Source organism: Bradyrhizobium sp. PSBB068, assembly GCA_016839165.1.
Lineage (GTDB): Bacteria > Pseudomonadota > Alphaproteobacteria > Rhizobiales > Xanthobacteraceae > Bradyrhizobium.
The window spans coordinates 550,788-569,182 of the sequence record CP069300.1; the positions used below are offsets into that span (position 1 = coordinate 550,788).

Here is an 18,395-nt window from a genome sequence, read left to right on the forward strand (position 1 = left end):
CGGACCACTATTTGGACCGCAGCTTTTCGAGCAGGGGCGACAGGAAGGACCCCCTCGGCTTCTTGGTTTCGCCGCGGCCTGTCAGCCGCTGCGCCATCTGTAGAAACATCTCGACTGCGCGGTGATTGGCGGAGATTTCCGCGATCATCTGGCCGTTGTTGGCGGCCGAACCGAAAATCTGCGGATCGAACGGGATGGCGGCGATCGGCTGGCTTTCGATCGCCTTGGCGAATTCGCCCGCCGCGATCTCCGGACGCTTCGGCACGCCGACCTGGTTCAGGCAGTACAGCGGCGCGCGGTCATTGGGCCGGGACGCCTTCAGCAGGTCGAACATGTTCTTGGCGTTGCGCAGATTGGCGAGGTCTGGCGCCGCCACGATCAGGATGTCGTCGGCCGCGATCAGCGCGCGCTTGGTCCAGCCGGACCATTGATGCGGCACGTCGAGCACGATGCAGGGCATCGTGGTGCGCAGCGTATCGAAGATCGCATCGAACGCTTCGGCGCCGAAATCGTAGACCTTGTCGAGCGTGGCCGGCGCCGCCAGCAGGCTCAGATGGTCGGTGCATTTCGACAGCAGGCGGTCGACGAAGGCGGTATCGACGCGGTCCGGGGAGAAGACGGCATCCGCGATGCCCTGCGCCGGATCCTGGTTGTAGTTGAGGCCGGCGGTGCCGAACGCAAGGTCGAGATCGGCGACCACCGAATCGAGCGCCAGATCGCGGGCGATCGCCCAGGCGACATTGTGCGCGATCGTCGAGGCGCCGACGCCGCCCTTGGCGCCGACGACGGCGACGACGCGTCCGACCGCCTTGGCTTCCGGCGCGGAGAACAGGTTGCAGACCGCGCGCACCACGTCGATCGCATGCGCCGGCGCAATCACGTAGTCGCTGACGCCGCGGCGCACCAGCTCGCGGTACAGCGTGACGTCGTTGACCCGGCCGATCACGACCACCCTTGTGCCGGCATCGCACACCGTGGCGAGCTGGTCGAGGCCGGCCAGGATATCGCTGCGGCCCTCGGTCTCGAGGATGATGACGTTGGGCGTCGGCGCCGAGCGATAGGCCTCGATGGCGGCCGCCATGCCGCCCATCTGGATCTTGAGGTGGGCCTTGGCGAGCCGGCGGTCCTCGCCTGCCGACTGCACGGCTGCGGCGGTCTCGACCGTTTCGCAGAACGCCTGAACCGAAACCCGGGGCGCCGGAGCAATATGGTCGTCCACGGCCTGCGGCGGGGCGTCCGTCTGCTCTTCGGAGTTTTGCTGCGCGTAGGTGATCATTTTCCTGTGTCGCTTAGCTTGGCCCTGTCGGCCTCGGGATACGTCGTGGCAGTGCTGGTGCCCTTGCGATATTTGTCGAACGCGATGTTGCGACGCGCCGTGTAGGCAGGGGTCTCCGCGCGCGGCTGGACGAGGTCGGTCGGGTCTTCGATCATGGCTGCGAGGTTGCGCTGATTGGCGCAGCCGAAATTGTAATACTGCTTGTTCTCGATATAGGACCCGTTGTGGATCGACGGGCCGAGATCCTCCGGCCAGAGACCGCACGGACCGGCGACCGCTTTCATCTTCGGGTAGTTCACGCGGATCGCGGGCATCTGCCGCGGATCCTCGGGATGGTATTTCCGCACGAGGATTCCGCGCGGCGGCACGCCGGCGGCGGTAAAGGTCGCCTGGATCTCGCGCAGCGATTCCTGCGCGGTCCGTGCGTTCGGCGTGTCGGCAGGAACGTCGATGGTGACGGCGCCGGTGCCCTCGCGAATCCAGTCCTGCGCCATTCCCATCACTTCGGCGCGCTGCTCCGCGGTCAGGCCGCCGCGGCTGCGGCCGACAAAGACCACGATCGAGCGATCAGCCTCGGTGACCGCGATCGGGTGACGCTGGCGATAATCGGCCGGCGCGTTCACCATCGCGAAACTGTTGTCGGCGGCGTGCTGGCAGGCGCCGAGCGTCATGGCGAGGCCGACGAGTGCGCCGGCGAGACTGACGGCGCGCCTGGGATCGGCGGATGTTCTGGGTGTCGTCTGTGTCATCGTCCGCCTCAGTCGGTAATAAAGCCGTAGGTGCCGCGGTAATTCCGCGCCGGCTCGGTGCGGCCAGGCACGCCGTAGACGCGATTGATGCTGCCGAGCAGGTCGGCCTGCGGATCGGACGCGTTGGCGAAGCCGTCATCCGGACGCGCGAGATCCTTCTGCGCCACCGCGCGAACCACATAGGGCGTCACCAGCACCATCATTTCGGTCTGGTTGTTGACGAAGTCGCGGCTGCGGAACAGCGTGCCGAGCACGGGCAGCGACCCGAGGCCGGGAAGGCCGTTGATCGCCTGCTTGGTCTGGTCCTGGATCAGGCCGGCCATTGCCATCGAGCCGCCCGACGGAATCTCCAGCGTGGTCTCGGCGCGGCGGGTCTTGATCGACGGGATCGTCGTTCCACCGGCGCCGCCGGTCAACGAGTTCTCGGTCGAGACTTCCGACACTTCGGTCATCACACGCAGGCTGATCCGGCCCTCGGTCAGCACCACCGGCGTGAAGTTGAGCGAAATGCCGAACTTCTTGAAGCTGACGGTCTGAACGCACTGTCCGATCGCGCCTCCCGTCGTCGTCTGACAGGTCACGCCGGTCGGGATCGGAAACTCGCCACCGGAAATAAAGGTCGCCGATTCGCCGGAGATCGCGGTCAGGTTCGGCTCGGCGAGCGTTCGCACCACGCCGGCGCTTTCCATGGCGCGGATGGTTGCCGACACCGACGATCCGAACGATGTGGTGATGGCGTTGTTGGGCACCAGCGGTGCGTTGTTCGCCGTGAACGGGTTGGCGTTGTTGAATTTCACTACGGCCGTGCCGTAGTTGAGGTTCGCGGTGAGGTCGATGCCGAGCTGCTTGATCAGGCTGCGCGAGACTTCGGCGACCGTGACTTTCAGCATCACCTGGTCGCGGCCGCGAACCGCGATGGAGTTCACGACCTTCTCGGCGCCGCTGACCAGCCGCGCGGCGATCTCGCCGGCCTGCTGCGCGTCGATCGGGCTCGCCGCACTCCCGGTCAGCATCACGCCGTCGCCGACGCCCTCGATCTGGATATCGGAATTCGGCAGCGCCGCCCGCAGCGCCTGACGTACGCCATTGAGGTCGCGCTTGACCGCGATGTCATAGGCCGCGATCTGCTGACCGGCGGCATCGAAGAACACGATGTTGGTCTGGCCGACCGTCGCGCCGATGATGTAGGCGCGCTGCGCCGAGCGGACCACCGCATTGGCGATCTTGGGATCGGCCACCAGTACGTCCTTGATGTCCCTCGGCAGATCGATCACGATCGATTTGCCGATGCCGAGCGAGAGGAAGCGGGCATTCATCTGGCCGCCGTCGGTCGATGCGGCAGGGGCGGGCGCGGCGCGGTAATCGCTCGCCGTCACCGGCGTCAGCGCCGGGTTGAGCGAGAGCGCCGTGACGGCCGAGAACGACAATGCGCGGACCATGAAGGCCCGCATCGTCCGTTGAGTTGCCCCGCCCTTCATCACCTGTATCCTCATGGTCACTTCTGCATCGTTGCCTGGTTGGCAACGCCGAAGCGGATGACGTTGATCGTCTCACCGCGCTTCTGGTGGTTGTCGTCGGTCCGGACTTCGGGCGCGTTGTTGTCGGCGATGCTGCGCAGTGCCAGCGACAGGACGCCGCTCTGGCGCGCGCGCGCCAGCGTTTCGGTCTGTTCGGGCTTCAGCTCCAGCGTCACCGTCTTGCCGATCAGTGCGTTGGTGCCGTCCTTTTCCTTCGGCGCCTGGTCGATCGCGAGCACGCGGATATTGGTCAGAATCACCTCGGAGTTGACGATGTCGGCGCCGTTGCGGTCCGGATTCTTGTCGCGCTTCGACAGCAGGACGTCGACCCGGTCGTTCGGCAGGATGAAGCCGCCGGCGCCGGTCTCGGGCGAGATCTCGGTTGAGACCGCCCGCATGCCGGTCGGCAGGATCGCAGCCATGAAGCCGCTTCCGTCGGCCTTGACGAGCTTCTGCTCGCGAATCGGCTCGCCCTGGATGAACGGGGCGCGCGCGATCGAGCCGGTGACGTCCTTGATCGCTTCGGCGTTGCTGTCCCTGCGCATGAAGCTGGCGCTGGCGGTCGCCGCCGGCCAGGTCTGCCACTGCAGATCTTCAGGCTTCACGGCCTGGCCAAGGCCGATGTCGGTTCTCGCGACCAGGATGTCGACGGTAGGCAGCTGGGCGACCGGCGGAGGCGGCGCCGGCTTGTCGTCGCTGCCGCTCGCCAAATAGAGCGCCGTGAGGCCGGCGCAGCCTGCGATAGCCAGGACCAGAATGCGGGCCTTATCCATTACGCTTCACTTTCCACATGACGCCGCGACGCTGCCGCCGCCGTGATGGGAGTTGACCAGCTATTCGTCAAAGCATGGTTAATGAGGCGTATCTAAATCGCCTTAACGGGCGGTTACCGCTGCTTTCTCAGCGCATGGCGAAGTGCGCGAGATCGATCGTCTTGATCCAGTCGGTCTCCGGATAGATCAACAGGGCGCCGAGGGCGAGCGCGATGCCGTAGGGAATGCCGGTCTGCTTGTCGTGCAGGCGGCTGAGCCAGGCCTGGGACGCCAGCGGATAGGGTAGCGGCCATTGCCGGAGCTGCAGCAACAGGACGGTCAGCGCGCCGCCGAACAGCGAAGCAAGCACCAGATAGGGGAGCAGATGCTCAAACCCGAACCAAAGGGCGGCCGCGGCCACCACCTTGGCGTCTCCGCCGCCGACCCAGCCCATCGCGAACATGCCGAACGCCACCACCAGGACCAGCGCGCCCGCGCCGGCATGGTTGAGGATTTCATGGACGCCCATCCCGGTCAGGGGCGCCAGGACGAAGAAGCCGGCCACCAGCGCCAGCGAGATCCGGTTCGGGATCGTCATGGTGAAGAGATCGCTCGCCGCCGCAAAGGCCATCAGGGCCGGAAACAGCATCAAGCGTGCGATGTCGAGGATCATGGAGTCATGCCGTCAAGCTGGAGCTGCGGTCGAGAGCGGACGCTAGCGGCCAATGGTGAACAATCGGGAAAGGACCGCCGGCGACCGCAACGGAGGCCGCCGAGCGGCCACCGACAAATAGCAAAGGCCCCGGGGGTGCCGGGACCTTTGATGCGAGTTCGTCGGAACCGGCTTACTTCAGCGAACCGGCGATCGTGCTGAAAGTGCCCGAGAGGTTCTTGCCGACGCCGTTGACCGCAGCGATGATCGCGATCGCGATACCGGTGGCAATCAGGCCGTATTCGATGGCGGTCGCGCCCGATTCGTCCTTCACGAAGCGCGAAACGAGGTTCTTCATAAATAACTCCTGTGTACACGTGGCTGGTCGAACTAGGTTTGGTCTCGCCGGCGTTCTCAGCACCGTGACCATTGCGGCACCCTACGGTTCGACAATTGCGGCGCAGTTAATTTGATTGAACAAACACAGCGGGAACCCGCACTTGTTGCGCAGAGTAAATTTGGAATTAAGCGGCCTGCTCAAATTGCAGCTTTGTGCTGAGGACCGCTATGGGCACCTGTTCACGGCTCCTTAAGTGCACATCTGTACCCATGGGGCATCCGTCGAATGAGGCCGTTCATGCCCAGCTTTCCCTTTGAAGTCATCGAGATGATCGGCCAGACGATGATGAAGGTGGTGCCGATCACCATCGCGCTGGCGCTGTGCTTTACGGTGCTCGCCCATTTCTGGGCCTGCAATCCCGGCAAGCCATGGTGGCAGAAGCGTGAGCTGGTCACCGACATCTGCTATTGGTTCTTCGTGCCGGTGTTTGCCCGCGTGCTGCGCATCGGGCTCTTGGTGGTGGGCGCGGCCGTGGTGTTCAACGTTCACGGCGCCGACGATCTGATCGCGTTCTACGAGAACGGGCATGGCCCGCTGGCGCAGCTTCCGCTCTGGCTGCAGTCCATCATCTTCCTGGTCGGCTCCGATTTCATGCTGTACTGGCTGCACCGGATGTTCCACCGCGGCGATTTCTGGAAGTACCACGCCATTCATCACTCTTCCGAGGATCTGGAATGGATCTCGGCGGCGCGCTTCCATCCGGTCAATCTTCTGGTCGGCACGATCACCGTCGATGTGATCCTGCTGATGGCGGGCATCTCGCCGAACATCATGCTGTGGGTCGGGCCGTTCACCACTTTCCACTCGGCATTCGTGCACGCCAATCTGAACTGGACGCTCGGCCCGTTCAAATATGTGATCGCGACGCCGGTGTTTCACCGCTGGCATCACACCGGGCTCGAGGACGGCGGCGACACCAATTTCGCGGGCACGTTTCCACTCTGGGACATTCTGTTCGGAACGTTCCGGATGCCCGAAGGCAAGCTTCCGGAAGATTACGGCGTCGATGCCGGGCAGGGCGTACCGTCCGAGATCGGCGGGCAGCTGGCCTATCCGTTCCGGCAATGACGCCGTAGCCCGGCCGGTGTCACCATGAGTCTCGAGGCCGCGACCCTCCCACGGACCAAAGCCTCCCTGTTCGCCGGCGTCCCGGCCTGGTTCTGGATGGCGTGCGGCGTCTATGCGCTGCTGCTGCTCGTTGGCGACAGGCTGCTGGCCGATTCCGACACCTACTGGCAGATTGCCGTCGGCCGCTGGATCCTCGACCATCGCACGCTGCCGTCGGTCGACATCTATTCGTTCACCAAGGCCGGTGCGCCGTGGGCGTCGTCGTCGTGGCTGGCACAGGTCCTGTTGGCGAAGGCCTATGACCTCGCCGGGTGGACCGGCCCGGCAGCGCTGGCCGCGGCCTGCGCCGCCGCCAGCTTCGCGCTGCTGACCGCCATCCTCAACCGCGCGCTGCCGACGATCCACGCGAGCATGATCGCCCTTGCGGCGCTGGTGCTGACCTGCGGGCATCTGCTGGCCCGTCCGCATGTGCTGGCGATGCCCATCATGCTGGTCTGGGCGGACGGCCTGATGACCGCCAGCGAGCGCCGTGAGGCGCCCTCGTTCTGGCTGCTGCCGCTGATCGCGCTGTGGGCCAACCTGCACGGCGGCTTTCTGTTTGGCCTGGTGCTGGCCGGCGCATTCGCGCTCGATGCGCTTTGGAATGCCTTGCCGGCTCAAAGATTGGCGCTGGCGCTGCGCTGGGGAGCGTTCGGCATCGGCGCGTTGGCTGCGTGCTGTGTGACCCCCTATGGATGGGGTTCGATCCTCGCCTCGCTGAGGATTCTCGGCCTCGGCGAATTGCTGCATCTCATCCAGGAATGGAGGCCGGCGACTTTCAGCGAGATCGATCCGTTCGCGCTGTCCATCCTCGGCCTGCTCGGCGCCGCACTCCATTACGGAGCGAGGTTGCCGGCACCGCGAATCGTCCTGGTACTGGGTTTGCTGCACATGGCGCTGTCCCATGTCAGAAATCTCGAGCTGTTCGCGCTGCTGCTGCCGCTTGCCGTGCTCACGCCGGTCGCAACCCAGTTTGAGTTGCGTGCCGTGAGCGCCGTTCGCCTGAGGGCCGTTCCGGCTGCGATCCTGATCGCCGGGCTTGCCGCGTGGACCTCCGTCGCCGCGGCACGTCAGATCATCTCGCCGCCACCCGTTTATGAGCGGGCTGCCGCCGTTGACGCCATGAAGGCGCACAACGTCAAGCGCGTGCTCAACGATCTGCAGTTCGGCGGTTACCTGATCTGGCGCCAGATGCCGGTGTTCATCGACGGGCGCGCCGAGCTCTACGGCGAGACGTTCGGGATGGCCATGGCCCGCGCGGTTCAGCTCAAGGACGTCAACGGTTTCCTCGGCCTGCTCGAGAGCCATGAGATCGATGCGGTGATGCTCGACCCGACCACGCCGGCGTCGAAGCTGCTGGATCACATCGAAGGATGGCAGCGCCTCTACGCCGACGACCGTGTGGTCGTTCATGTCCGCGCCGCGAATTGAAGCCATCGCGGCCGCGTAAGCCCAGAGCTCCGATTGCGGCGGCTCAAGTCTTGCTGACGGACGGCCTGGCAGAGCAGCGAGCCACGAGGATGGCGGCAATGGTCAAGCCACCGCCAGCCAGGACGTCGGCGAGGTGATGGCCACCCACGGGCATCGTCGCGACGATCATCGTCGCATTCACAACGAATACCGGGATGACGAGCCAACGCGTGTCACGCGCAGCATAGATCGTCATGACGCCGAGCATCGTGTGGAACGAGGGAAAGCTGACGATGCCGTCGACCTTCGACATGTCGATGACCGAGAGCGATCCGTCGCGCAGCATCGAAAAGGTTTGCCCGAACGTCCACATTTCGCCGCGTGCCGCAAAGTGCTCGTAACTGTCCGCGGCGGGATGGAAATAGGCGAACGCGCCGGCCGCAAGGATCAGCGACATGCCGATGCACAGCGCGACTGCGCTGAGGCTGAGAACGGCGATGAATTCCGCGAGCCTGTCGCCGCGCCGTTGCAGGATCAGCCAGCCAAGAACCACTTGCGACAGCAGGCCGGTGCTTTGATAGGCGGTCGTCAGCAGCGTCGCGACGAACGCGTTCGAGTTCGTCGCGGCCAGGAACGTCGGCCAGTCGAACCCCAGCAGATGATCGAAGCCTGCCAGAAGGTCGTCTCCAAGCGGCAGCGTCGATGCTGCGATCAGATAGCTGAGCGTGCTCCCCGCGGTCAGCAGCGCGCTGATCGGCAGCAGCGCGCGCCAGAACAGCTCGGTCATCAACAGGCCGCGCCGCAACAGGACGGCCGGGCGTCGCTGGTCGGCGGCAAGGCGGTTGGAGGCAATCGCAATGAATGCGGCCGCTATCGCGCAAAATACAATGCCTTGCAGGATCGTGATCCAATTCGACGACGCAAACGAAAGCCCGGAGTTCGGCAGCCAGATCGCGTCGGCAAGGATGCATGCGAAGATGCAGGACCATGCGATCGCCATGCGGCGCTGCGCAGCGTCGCCGAAGTCACTGAACATCAGCCAGCGCGCCGCAGCGTCGCGAATCCGGGCAGGGTCGACAATCAGGCCGCGCGCGGCGGAACCGGCGGCGCGCTTTTCGATTCGTGATACGGAAGACACGTGACACGCCCTGAGGTTGTGGCTGGCAGAGATGGCTTGGAGACTCTTAAGATTGCTATAACCGCGGACTATGGAGCCCGATGGCGGGGCGTTCCCGCGCGGGATGGCGGACGCTGCGCAGCTCGGCTCCGGAAGTTGTGACATCCGCGCAATTCGGCGGTCGATTTTTGCTCTTCTTAAATGAATTGCCGTCAGATTTGCCCGCGTCGGGCGCCGGTCCGCTGCGTATCGCCTTTGCCGGCTTGTTAACGTCCCGGGGTAGAGTATGTCGTTTCAGTCCCAACGTATTCGCGCCGTCACGCGCATTGGCTTCATCTCGCTGGCCGCAGCCATGCTGCTGGGGCTCGCGCCTGCATCGGCTGCGCCGGATCCGGATCGGATTGCGGTCAATGTCGACCAGGCCAAGCTCGTCAAGCTGCCCGGCGGTATCGCCACGATCGTGGTCGGCAATCCCCTGATCGCCGACGTCACCTTACAGAATGGCGGGGTCGTTGTCGTGACCGGCAAGGGCTACGGCGCGACCAATTTCATCGCACTCGACCGCACCGGCCAGGTGCTGGTGGATCGCCAGATCCAGGTCGAGGGTCCGACCGACCAGCTTGTTACGGTCTATCGCGGCATCGATCGCGAGACCTATAGCTGCATGCCGGTCTGCCAGCGCCGCATCACGCTCGGCGACGGCGAGACCTATTTCAAGGCGACCATGGACCAGGCCGGTTTCCTCAATAGCCAGGCCACCGGATCAGGTACCGCGAAGCCGCAGAACTAGCGCGCGCTCGCTCCGGCGCATCACACGCCGGAGGCCGCGTGCCGATCCCAAGCCTTTCACCGACAAGCCACCGATATGGTTAATGAAGGTCTAACGGATCGGGTCGATCTGTCGCGATCCGGCGAAATAGTTCGACAATGAGTCTTGGGTAGTTGTGGTCGTCATGTTGATCTGGGGTCGTTGATGCCACCACCCGCTCATTCTTATGCGCGCCTCCTCCGTCGCTTTCGCCGAAACCACCGTGGTGCAACTGCCGTCGAATTCGCGATGGTGGCGCCGCTGTTCTTCGCGCTGCTTTTTGCGATCATCGAAGTGGCGATGATCTTCTTTGCCAGCCAGGTGCTCGAGACGGTGACGCAGGATTCCGCCCGCTTCATCATGACCGGACAGGCTCAGGGCGCAAGCTATACCCAGCAGCAGTTCAAGGACTTCGTCTGCGGCCGGGTCAGCACGCTGTTCGACTGCACCAATGGCATCTATGTCGACGTACGCAGCTATCCGGCTGCGACCGGCTTCAGCAGCGTCAACATTACGCCTCCGATCGACGGCGCCAATGCATTCGTTCCGACCATGAAATGGTGCCCCGGCAAGGACGGCGACGTCGTGGTGGTCCGCCTGTTCTACCAATGGCCGCTGTTCGTCACCAAGCTTGGCTTCAACACCGCCAACCTCGCCAATGGCAAGCGGCTCTTGACCGCGACCGCGACGTTCAAGAACGAACCGTCCGGTACCGCGGGGACCACCTGCTCATGAGCAAAGTCATGAAATGCCTGCCTGCGGCCCTGCTGCGCTCGGTTGCCGCTCTCGGCCGTGACCGCAGGGGTCTCGCCGCGGTCGAGTTCGCCTTCGTGTTGCCGTTGATGCTCGTGATGTTCCTCGGCACCGTCGAGTTTTCATCCGGTGTCGCGGTCGACCGCAAGGTCACGCTGATGGCACGAGCCGCGTCGGATCTGACCTCGCAGGCGACGCAGGTGGTGGATGCCGACCTGCAGAATTTCTTCAGTGCCAGCGTCGGCATCATGACGCCTTACGACGCGTCGCCGACCAAGGTCACGCTGTCGGAAATCTACGTCGATAATTCGAACATCGCGCACATCCAGTGGAGCAAGTCCGGGACGATCGCCTCGGGTGCGACGCAGGCCACGGTGACGGCCTCGAGCCGCAGCCAGGGTGACATCGTGACAAGCATCGTTCCGCCGGCGCTGCTGGTTGCGGGCACCTATCTGATATTCAGTGAGGTGAGCTACAGATACGTTCCGGCGATCGGCTATGTGATGGCCAAGAGCGGCATCAATCTCAGCGACGTCGCCTTTACGCGGCCGCGGCAATCGATTTGCGTGTTCTATGCCCCGACGTCCGCGACCATGCCGACGACCTGCTCGACCTATTAAAGCGGGATGAGTTTTAGCTGAATCGGCCTGGCGCGGTCTTGCTTCACCTCTCCCAAGGGAGAGGTGATCTTTTGATGCCGTTCCAGCTCAACCCAATCTCATCGCGCTTTAGAGCGCAACCACGATCTCTTTCGGAAATCCGCCGCGCAGTTTGCGACTCATGCTTTGGGTCACGGCGGCGGACCAGCGATCCAGACAAAAAGGGCCGCCCCCGAAGGTGCGGCCCTTGATGCTTTAACGACAATTTCCTGGAGCTTCGCGCTCCCGGGAAATCGGCTTATCCGGCGGCGCGCAGATTGTCGGCCGAGGATTTGCCGGAACGGCGGTCAGCAACGATCTCGTAGGAGATCTTCTGGCCTTCACGCAGAGTGCCAAGGCCGGCGCGCTCGACTGCACTGATGTGCACGAACACGTCGTTCCCGCCTTCATCCGGCTGGATGAAGCCGTAGCCCTTGGTCGCGTTAAACCACTTCACGGTTCCCATGCTCACGTGGGTAGTCCCTTCTCAGATATACAAGTTCAAGACCCGCTGATCGGCGGGGTGGTGAGATCGAATTTTTGGAAGGGTCGTCAGCGTCTGAACCGGCTGTACCGGTATTGGCTAATGTCGTCCGGCCGAAAATCGATGGGCAGGATATTATTCGATAGAGGGCTTCAAAACAATCCTGACGTGCGCGCTTTTTTTGGCCGGCGCGACCGCCGGCCAATTGTTGCGCAAGACGTCAGAATATCATGCGCGCAACGGTTGCATGCCTGCCTTATCGGCGGCGGAACTGGCCGCCGCGCTGGGCCCCGCCCCGCGGCGGGCCGCCGGGCGCGCCGCTCGGACGTTCGTCCTTGTGGCGGAAGATCAGGCGGCCCTTTTCCAGATCGTAGGGCGACATTTCGATCGTGACGCGGTCGCCGGCCAGCGTCTTGATGCGGTTTTTCTTCATCTTGCCGGCGGTGTAGGCGACGATCTCGTGTCCGGCATCGAGTTGCACCCGGTAGCGAGCGTCGGGGAGGATTTCGGTCACCAGTCCTTCGAACTGGATCAGCTCTTCCTTAGCCATATGGTTCTCCAGATCGAGCGACGGCTAGTGCTTCGGTCGGTTGTTGCGGTTGTGTTGCGGATTCGGCCGGCTCTCGCGATGCAAGAAGGCGACGCCCTGGATGCCTTCGCTGTTGCCGGCCTGCGACGGACGCGGCGACTCGCCCCGGCTCGTCTGCGGCGCGCCTTTATTACCACCCGGACGGCGGCGGCGGCGAGGGCCTTTTGCACCCGGAGCAGCCTCATTCCCACGGACATTATGCGCGCGGGGCGCAGAGCGGCCGCCCCGATGCGGGTGGGGCGCCTGGGCCGGTGCAGCCGCCTCGCGGCCACCCTGCGTGCGGCGGTCTTCCCGCGGCACGGTAATCCGGATCAGGCGCTCGATATCGCGCAGATAGCCCATCTCCTCGGCGCCGGCGATCAGCGAGATCGCGACCCCGTCCGCGCCGGCGCGCGCGGTGCGGCCGATGCGGTGGACGTAGGTTTCCGGGATGTTGGGCAGGTCGAAGTTCACGACGTGGCTGACGCCGTCGACGTCGATGCCGCGGGCGGCGATATCGGTCGCCACCAGCGTGCGGATCTCGCCGGAACGGAACGCTGCCAGCGTGCGCTCGCGGTGGTTCTGCGATTTGTTGCCGTGGATCGCGTTGGCCTCGATGCCGGCCTTGGCAAGGCTCTTCACCACCTTGTCGGCACCGTGCTTGGTGCGGGTGAAGACCAGGGCGCGATTGACCGGTTCCTTCTTCAGGAGCTGGGCGAGAACCGCAGGCTTAGCCGCGAAATCGACCTGGATCGCGCGCTGGGCGATCCGATCCACCGTCGAGGCCACCGGCGTCACCGCCACGCGGGCGGGGTCGCGCAGCATCGCTTCGGCGAGTTCGGCGATGTCCTTAGGCATGGTGGCCGAGAAGAACAGCGTCTGGCGCCGGATCGGCAGCTTGGCGACGATCTTCCGGATGTCGTTGATGAAGCCCATGTCGAGCATGCGGTCGGCCTCATCGAGCACCAGGAACTCGACCTGGTTGAGCTTCAGGCCGTTGCTCTGCACAAGATCGAGCAGGCGGCCGGGGGTGGCGACCAGCACCTCGACACCCTGCATCAAGGAGCGCACCTGGCGGCCCATCGGCACGCCGCCGATGGCGAGCGTCGAGGACAGCCGGATGTGGCGGCCATAGGTGTTGAAGCTGTCGAGGATCTGCCCGGACAGTTCGCGGGTCGGCGAGAGCACCAGCACCCGGCAGCTCTTGGGCTGCGGGCGGACGCGGTTCTCCAGCAGTCGGTGCAGGATCGGCAGCGCGAAGGATGCCGTCTTGCCGGTTCCGGTCTGGGCGATGCCGACCACGTCGCGGCCGGCAAGTGCGAGCGGGATGGTCTGGGCCTGGATGGGGGTCGGCGTCAGATAATTTTCTTCTCGGAGCGCGCGGGCGATGGGATCGGCGAGGCCGAAATCCTGAAAGGAGGTCAAAAGGTGGTTCTTTCCATAAAAGCCGTCATCGTCCCGGGCAAAATCGCCTGGAATCGCATGAAGGCATTCGGGGACACCCGCGTGTCTGGGGCGTCAAGCTGGGTTAGCTGAAAGGCGAGCCAGAAGCCGCTTGGGGCGGCATAAGAACACGCAGCTCGCGAAGGCACCGCGATGTCGCGGGCATGGCGAGGATATGGACCAGGAACTGGGCGGTTTCAAGATGATATCGCCGGGAACTGCTCTCAACGTGCGCCGAACCATCGCGCAATCTGTCACAAATCGATGCCGGAAATTTAGCCATAAGGGCAATTTTGCCTACAAAATAACCTGATTGCTCTTTCGGCAGCCAATTTATCGGCTCAATGTTTAAGCAGTCATTCTCCGTATTTTCCCGGAACTCATGAAATTATCCAGTTGGTTCATCGGCTTACGGTGCCCACGCACCGTGGCACAGTTCTTGCGATTCCCTTAACCGCAGGCGGCCATGCGGCCGTTTCGCAAGCGTTCACGCCTGCGTCAGGGAGACGACATTTCATGCTTACTCAGCTTACTCAAGGAATAGCGACGATGACCCGCCGCCGCGCACTCGCGGCGACGGCCGGCCTGGTTTTGGGCCTGGCAGCGTCCTCGCCCTTCGCGCCCGCGCAAGCGGCCGACGACACCATCAAGGTTGGTATCCTTCACTCGCTGTCGGGCACCATGGCGATCAGCGAAACCACGCTGAAGGACACCATCCTTTTCCTGATCGACGAGCAGAACAAGAAGGGCGGCGTGCTCGGCAAGAAGCTCGAGCCCGTCGTGGTCGACCCCGCATCGAACTGGCCTCTGTTCGCCGAAAAGGCCCGCGAGCTGATCACCAAGGACAAGGTTGCGGTCGTGTTCGGCTGCTGGACCTCGGTGTCGCGCAAGTCCGTGCTGCCGGTGTTCAAGGAGCTGAACAACATCCTGTTCTACCCGGTGCAGTATGAGGGCGAGGAGTCCGAGCGCAACGTGTTCTACACGGGCGCGGCGCCGAACCAGCAGGCAATCCCCGCCGTCGATTATCTGATGAAGGAAGAGAAGGTGAAGCGCTGGGTGCTGGCCGGCACCGACTACGTCTATCCGCGCACCACCAACAAGATCCTGGAAGCCTATCTGAAGTCGAAGGGCGTCGCCCAGGACGACATCATGATCAACTACACGCCGTTCGGTCACTCCGACTGGCAGACGATCGTGGCCGACATCAAGAAGTTCGGTTCGGCCGGCAAGAAGACCGCGGTGGTCTCGACCATCAACGGCGACGCCAACGTTCCGTTCTACAAGGAGCTCGGTAACCAGGGCATCAAGGCGACCGACATCCCGGTGGTCGCGTTCTCGGTCGGCGAAGAAGAGCTCGCCGGCATCGACACCAAGCCGCTGCTCGGCCATCTCGCCGCCTGGAACTACTTCGAGTCGATCAAGACCCCGGCGAACGAGAAGTTCATCAAGGAGTGGCAGGCCTACACCAAGAATCCGAAGCGCGTGACCAACGATCCGATGGAAGCGCACTACATCGGCTTCAACATGTGGGTGAAGGCGGTCGAGAAGGTGAAGTCGACCGATCCGGACAAGGTGATCGACGCGCTTCCCGGCACCGAGGCGCCGAACCTGACTGGCGGCACCTCGAAGATGCTGCCGAACCACCACATCACCAAGCCGGTGTTCATCGGCGAGATCAAGGGCAACGGCCAGTTCGACGTGGTCTGGAAGACCCCGGGCCTGGTGGCCGGCGACGCCTGGTCGAAGGAACTCGAGGGCTCCAAGGACCTGATCGGCGACTGGGTCGGCAAGAAGTGCGGCAATTACAACACCAAGACCAACAAGTGCGGCGGCCAGGGCTCGTAATCGAGCGCTGCTGACCTAACGACACAACACAACCTTCCAACATTGGAGAAGGCGGCGTCGCTCGCCGCCTTCTCCTCCCACTCCTGCCGGGGTCCTGACGTGTTTGCCATTTGTATTGATCGTTTTCGTACGCTTTGTCTCTGGATCCTGCTGCTGAGCTGCCTTGCTGTGCCGGCGCTGGCCGGCCCGTTCGAGGATTCGGTCGCCAAATTCGCAAATGACGAGTTCTCCGACACTGAAGCCGCGGTCGGCGAGATCGCCGCATCGGGCAATGCGTTGGCGTCGCCCATTATCAGCGCGCTGCAGGACGGCCGGCTGTCGGCCGATCCGGACAGCAAGAAGGTCTTCATCACGCAGGCCGACGGCAAGATCGTCGACGCCACCACGGGCGCTGCCGTCGACAAGCTGCCCGACAACGCCGCAGCCGTGCGGCTCAACAACCGCCTGCGCCGCACCGTGGAGGCCGCGCTCGGCGGCCTGACGCTGCTGTCGCCGGATCCGGCCAAGCGCCTCGCCGCGGCGCAGTCGGTGTTCAAGAGCCACGAAGAGAATCTGCTGCCGACGGTCGAGAGCGCGCTCGCCAAGGAGAGCGTCAAGCCGATCAAGCAGGCCTTCGCCGAGGCGCGCGCCGCCATCGTCCTGTTCAAGTCGGATGCATCCGACAGCGACAAGCTCGATGCGGTTGCCGTGGTCAAGGCGCGCGGCGACCAGGAGGCGCTGGCGCTGCTCACCGGGCTTGGCGATCAGCCGCCGCCGGTCGCCAAGGCGGCGGCGGGCGCGGTGTCCTCGATCCAGAGCAATCTGGCGATGTGGTCGATGGTGCAGAATGCCTGGTACGGCCTGTCGCTCGGCTCGGTGCTGCTGCTCGCGGCGATCGGGCTTGCCATCACCTTCGGCGTGATGGGCGTCATCAACATGGCGCATGGCGAGATGGTGATGCTCGGGGCCTACACCACCTTCGTGGTGCAGGAGGTGATCCGCACCCGTTATCCCGCGCTGTTCGATTACTCGCTGCTGATCGCGGTGCCGCTCGCGTTCCTGGTCGCGGGCTTCATCGGCGTGCTGATCGAGCGCACCATCATCCGCTTCCTCTACGGCCGCCCGCTGGAGACGCTGCTCGCGACCTGGGGCCTGTCGCTGGTGCTGCAGCAGGCGGTGCGCACCGCGTTCGGCCCGACCAACCGCGAGGTCGGCAATCCCTCCTGGATGAGCGGCGCCTTCGAGCTCGGCCAGATCACCATCACCTATAACCGGCTCTGGATCCTCTGCTTCACGCTCGCGGTGTTCGCGATCCTGCTCGCGATGCTGCGCTACACCGCGCTCGGCCTCGAGATGCGCGCGGTGACGCAGAACCGCCGCATGGCGGCCTCGATGGGGATCGCCACCTCGCGGGTCGACGCGCTGACCTTCGGCCTCGGCTCGGGAATTGCCGGCATCGCCGGCGTGGCGCTGTCGCAGATCGACAATGTCAGCCCGAATCTAGGCCAGAGCTACATCATCGATTCATTCATGGTCGTGGTGTTCGGCGGCGTCGGCAATCTCTGGGGCACGCTGGTCGGCGCCTTCACGCTCGGCATCGCCAACAAGTTCCTCGAGCCGGTGGCGGGCGCGGTGCTCGGCAAGATCGCGATCCTGGTGCTGATCATCCTGTTCATCCAGAAGCGGCCGCGCGGCCTGTTCGCGCTCAAGGGCCGGGCGGTGGAAGCATGACGCCGCACATCCTGACGCGTTCGCTCGACCGCGCCGCGATCGCCTTCGTGCTGATCGTCGCCGCGGTCGGCGTGCTGATCCCGCTGTCGAACCTGCTGCTGCCGCAGGGCTCGATGTTCCAGGTGCCGACCTATCTGGTGGCGCTGTGGGGCAAATATGTCTGCTACGCCATCCTCGCGCTCTCGATCGATCTGATCTGGGGCTATTGCGGGATTCTCTCGCTTGGTCACGGCGCATTCTTCGCGCTCGGCGGCTATGCGATGGGCATGTATCTGATGCGGCAGATCGGCAGCCGCGGCGTCTACGGCAACCCGATCCTGCCTGACTTCATGGTGTTCCTGAACTGGGACAAACTGCCGTGGTACTGGTACGGCTTCGACAAGTTCGCCTTCGCGGCGCTGATGGTGCTGTTGGTGCCGGGCCTGCTCGCCTTCTGCTTCGGCTGGCTCGCCTTCCGCTCGCGGGTCACCGGCGTCTATCTGTCGATCATCACCCAGGCGATGACCTATGCGCTGCTGCTGGCGTTCTTCCGCAACGATTTCGGCTTCGGCGGCAACAACGGCCTGACCGACTTCAAGGACATCCTCGGCTTCAACGTGCAGGCCGAAGGAACGCGGGCCGCGCTGTTCCTGCTGAGCTGCCTGGCGCTGATCGTCGCGTTCCTGATCTGTCGCGCGATCGTGACCTCGAAGCTCGGCAAGGTGCTGATCGCGGTGCGCGACGCCGAAAGCCGCACGCGCTTCCTCGGCTATCGCGTCGAATCCTACAAGCTGTTCGTGTTCACGCTGTCGGCCTGCATGGCCGGCGTCGCCGGCGCGCTCTATGTGCCGCAGGTCGGCATCATCAATCCGAGCGAGTTCGCGCCGGGCAATTCGATCGAGGCGGTAATCTGGGTCGCGGTCGGCGGCCGCGGCACGTTGATCGGTGCCGCGCTCGGCGCCGTTGTGGTCAACTACGCCAAGACGTTCTTCACCTCGGGGCCGCTCGCGCCATACTGGCTGTTCATGCTGGGCGCACTGTTCATCCTGGTGACGCTGCTGTTGCCGAAGGGCATCGTCGGCACGATCAATTCCTGGTGGGAGACGACAAAGTCAAGGAACGGCTCTCCCGACGCCGACAGCGCTGCGCGCGAAGACGGCGTCGGCGCGCCGAACCCGGCGGAGTAG

The 18,395-nt window shown here is 64.1% G+C and carries 18 protein-coding genes; 8 read left to right on the top strand and 10 right to left on the bottom strand.

Annotation, left to right across the window (positions count from 1 at the left end):
• Positions 1 to 7: 7 nt before the first annotated feature.
• From JQ507_02515 to JQ507_02540, 6 genes are all read right to left on the bottom strand, one after another.
• Complete coding sequence (locus JQ507_02515) at positions 8 to 1,276, bottom strand: AAA family ATPase (protein ID QRI70435.1); 1,269 nt, start codon at positions 1,274 to 1,276, stop codon at positions 8 to 10.
• A complete protein-coding gene (locus tag JQ507_02520; GenBank protein ID QRI70436.1) occupies positions 1,273 to 2,025 on the bottom strand; it encodes a CpaD family pilus assembly protein in 753 nt (250 codons plus the stop codon). The genes JQ507_02515 and JQ507_02520 overlap by 4 nt, the downstream gene beginning before the upstream one ends.
• A gap of 8 nt (positions 2,026 to 2,033) precedes the next feature.
• A complete protein-coding gene (locus JQ507_02525) occupies positions 2,034 to 3,503 on the bottom strand; it encodes a type II and III secretion system protein family protein (protein ID QRI73148.1) in 1,470 nt (489 codons plus the stop codon).
• Between the two features lie 17 nt (positions 3,504 to 3,520).
• Complete coding sequence (gene cpaB / locus JQ507_02530) at positions 3,521 to 4,315, bottom strand: Flp pilus assembly protein CpaB (GenBank protein QRI70437.1); 795 nt, start codon at positions 4,313 to 4,315, stop codon at positions 3,521 to 3,523.
• 127 nt (positions 4,316 to 4,442) lie between these two features.
• Complete coding sequence (locus JQ507_02535; GenBank protein QRI70438.1) at positions 4,443 to 4,967, bottom strand: prepilin peptidase; 525 nt, start codon at positions 4,965 to 4,967, stop codon at positions 4,443 to 4,445.
• A 172-nt stretch (positions 4,968 to 5,139) separates the two neighbouring features.
• Entirely contained in the window at positions 5,140 to 5,304 is a 165-nt protein-coding gene (locus tag JQ507_02540) for a Flp family type IVb pilin (GenBank protein QRI70439.1), read from the bottom strand.
• A gap of 279 nt (positions 5,305 to 5,583) precedes the next feature.
• Here JQ507_02540 and JQ507_02545 point away from each other — a divergent pair, with 279 nt between their 5' ends.
• Positions 5,584 to 6,414 carry a sterol desaturase family protein gene (locus JQ507_02545; GenBank protein QRI70440.1) on the top strand — a complete coding sequence of 277 codons (831 nt, stop codon included), beginning with the start codon at positions 5,584 to 5,586 and terminating at the stop codon, positions 6,412 to 6,414.
• 24 nt (positions 6,415 to 6,438) lie between these two features.
• Positions 6,439 to 7,884: a hypothetical protein gene (locus tag JQ507_02550; GenBank protein ID QRI70441.1), complete on the top strand. Its 1,446-nt coding sequence runs from the start codon at positions 6,439 to 6,441 to the stop codon at positions 7,882 to 7,884.
• Positions 7,885 to 7,927: 43 nt separating this feature from the next.
• Here JQ507_02550 and JQ507_02555 read toward each other — a convergent pair whose 3' ends face one another.
• Complete coding sequence (locus JQ507_02555; GenBank protein QRI70442.1) at positions 7,928 to 9,145, bottom strand: phosphatase PAP2 family protein; 1,218 nt, start codon at positions 9,143 to 9,145, stop codon at positions 7,928 to 7,930.
• A gap of 121 nt (positions 9,146 to 9,266) precedes the next feature.
• Between JQ507_02555 and JQ507_02560 the strand changes: the two genes are divergently transcribed.
• The 3 genes from JQ507_02560 to JQ507_02570 all read left to right on the top strand — a co-directional run bounded on the left by JQ507_02560 (position 9,267) and on the right by JQ507_02570 (position 11,161).
• Positions 9,267 to 9,770 (top strand): pilus assembly protein N-terminal domain-containing protein, encoded by a 504-nt coding sequence (locus JQ507_02560; protein ID QRI70443.1) that lies wholly within the window; start codon positions 9,267 to 9,269, stop codon positions 9,768 to 9,770.
• A gap of 183 nt (positions 9,771 to 9,953) precedes the next feature.
• Positions 9,954 to 10,523, top strand: coding sequence for a pilus assembly protein (locus JQ507_02565; GenBank protein ID QRI70444.1), 570 nt, complete (start codon positions 9,954 to 9,956; stop codon positions 10,521 to 10,523).
• An 8-nt stretch (positions 10,524 to 10,531) separates the two neighbouring features.
• On the top strand, positions 10,532 to 11,161 hold the full coding sequence (locus JQ507_02570) for a pilus assembly protein (GenBank protein ID QRI73149.1): 630 nt from the start codon (positions 10,532 to 10,534) through the stop codon (positions 11,159 to 11,161).
• A 277-nt stretch (positions 11,162 to 11,438) separates the two neighbouring features.
• On the opposite strand, the gene JQ507_02575 is transcribed toward JQ507_02570, so the two are convergent.
• From JQ507_02575 to JQ507_02585, 3 genes are all read right to left on the bottom strand, one after another.
• Positions 11,439 to 11,651, bottom strand: a complete 213-nt coding sequence (locus JQ507_02575; GenBank protein QRI70445.1) for a cold-shock protein — start codon at positions 11,649 to 11,651, stop codon at positions 11,439 to 11,441.
• Between the two features lie 268 nt (positions 11,652 to 11,919).
• On the bottom strand, positions 11,920 to 12,213 hold the full coding sequence (gene infA / locus JQ507_02580; protein ID QRI70446.1) for a translation initiation factor IF-1: 294 nt from the start codon (positions 12,211 to 12,213) through the stop codon (positions 11,920 to 11,922).
• Between the two features lie 24 nt (positions 12,214 to 12,237).
• Positions 12,238 to 13,656, bottom strand: coding sequence for a DEAD/DEAH box helicase (locus tag JQ507_02585; GenBank protein ID QRI70447.1), 1,419 nt, complete (start codon positions 13,654 to 13,656; stop codon positions 12,238 to 12,240).
• 534 nt (positions 13,657 to 14,190) lie between these two features.
• Here JQ507_02585 and urtA point away from each other — a divergent pair.
• From urtA to urtC, 3 genes are all read left to right on the top strand, one after another.
• Positions 14,191 to 15,519, top strand: a complete 1,329-nt coding sequence (urtA, locus tag JQ507_02590) for an urea ABC transporter substrate-binding protein (protein QRI70448.1) — start codon at positions 14,191 to 14,193, stop codon at positions 15,517 to 15,519.
• Positions 15,520 to 15,672: 153 nt separating this feature from the next.
• Positions 15,673 to 17,229: an urea ABC transporter permease subunit UrtB gene (urtB, locus tag JQ507_02595; GenBank protein ID QRI73150.1), complete on the top strand. Its 1,557-nt coding sequence runs from the start codon at positions 15,673 to 15,675 to the stop codon at positions 17,227 to 17,229.
• A complete protein-coding gene (urtC, locus tag JQ507_02600) occupies positions 17,226 to 18,395 on the top strand; it encodes an urea ABC transporter permease subunit UrtC (protein ID QRI70449.1) in 1,170 nt (389 codons plus the stop codon). Before urtB ends, urtC begins: the two co-directional genes overlap by 4 nt.